The organism is Nocardiopsis protaetiae, assembly GCF_045446735.1.
Taxonomy (GTDB): Bacteria; Actinomycetota; Actinomycetes; order Streptosporangiales; family Streptosporangiaceae; genus Nocardiopsis; species Nocardiopsis protaetiae.
On sequence record NZ_JBJJBV010000525.1, the window covers coordinates 1 to 1,298 of the forward strand.

A 1,298-nucleotide genomic window follows, 5' to 3' on the forward strand; every position below is an offset into this window, starting at 1 on the left:
GCTCGCCGGGCGAGCGCGCGATCGCCCGGCTCAAGCAGTGGGACATCCTGCGCCGCCTGCGCTGCTGCCCGCAACGCGCCGGCCAGATCACCCGCGCGGTGCTGGTCCTTCAGCTCCGAGAAGCAGGATGAAAAAGGCTCATTGTCTATAGGTCCTTCTACTGTTTCTCTGATGCTTCGCGGGAGATTATCGTAGTCGCCGATCAGACTTTCGTCCGATAGAACTAGGAGCCCGCCCCCGATCCCGCTCAGGAGTTGTTCTCTGATGCCATCTTCGATTTCCATGTTATAAATGATGTCATCGGTTATCTTCAAGACCCCTGGAGGCTGGCCCCCCTCCCCTCCGGCTTCTTCAAGGCTGGCATAGAAATCTCTCAGGAAGTTCAGTTCCTCGCGGGTGAGTGTCCCGCCGTTGTTCTTTTTATCCACCGCTGCAAGGGCGATGTTGTTCAGGATGGCAGACAAAACTGTGATGTCGCCGTCATACCCTTCGGGATCATTCAAGTATTCGATGAGGTGATCTGCCGCCTCTTCCGGGTCGAGATCAATGGGTAGTGACTCTATATCTCCGCCCAAATTAAAGTAGGACCACGTCATGTAGCCGTTGTCAATGAGGCGTTGCACTGCTTCCGGAGTGGGGCCGTTGTTGAGGTCACTTCTCAGCTCTTCGGAACTTTCATATAGAGCGTTGAAGGCAGAAACTTCTTCCCCCTCGAGCTGTCCCTTTAGTTCCGAAAGCGCTTTGGCGGCCTTCTCGGAAGGCGTCTGTTGGTTGACGAATCTGAAGGCTACCTCCGTCTTTTCCAGGTCATCCTGATGGGTGGGGGCAATCTCATTCCACCGGTTGATTATTCGGCGCCTCTCTTTCTTGTATTCGTTCACGCAATCAGCCCATTCTTCTGTGATTGATGCGCAGAACCTGAGCGCGGACGATACGTCCATCCAGACTGCTAGATCCTCCTCCCCGAGTTCGCTGATATTCCATTTGATCACCTCGGTGAATTCTTTGGCGGCACTGTCGATATCATCGTTCAAGCCATCCGCTCTGCCCAGGATCCTTCTTTCGAGCATCCTGATATCTTCTGCGCCTTCGCGAAGTTCGGAAACTTTCATCTCAGGGTCCGGGTTGAGACTGAGGGTGAAGGATCCAATGAGCCTTTTTCATCCTGAAGGTGCAGGTCACAGCCCCGTACCGGTCTCCCTGAAGCCCTTCTGAACAGCAAGAAGCCCCTGGTAGATGGATTAACGACCAAGAAAACCCGCCCCACCAGAGGCTCCACATGCTGTTCTACCGTGCCG

1 protein-coding gene and 1 pseudogene are annotated in these 1,298 nt (G+C 54.6%); both read left to right on the forward strand.

Features of this window, described 5'->3' with window-relative positions; translation table 11 throughout:
- Positions 1 to 131: pseudogene (locus ACJOT3_RS34505) on the forward strand (IS5/IS1182 family transposase); the annotation flags it as partial.
- 123 nt (positions 132 to 254) lie between these two features.
- A complete protein-coding gene (locus tag ACJOT3_RS34510) occupies positions 255 to 554 on the forward strand; it encodes a hypothetical protein (protein ID WP_406977331.1) in 300 nt (99 codons plus the stop codon).
- The last annotated feature ends 744 nt before the right edge of the window (positions 555 to 1,298 follow it).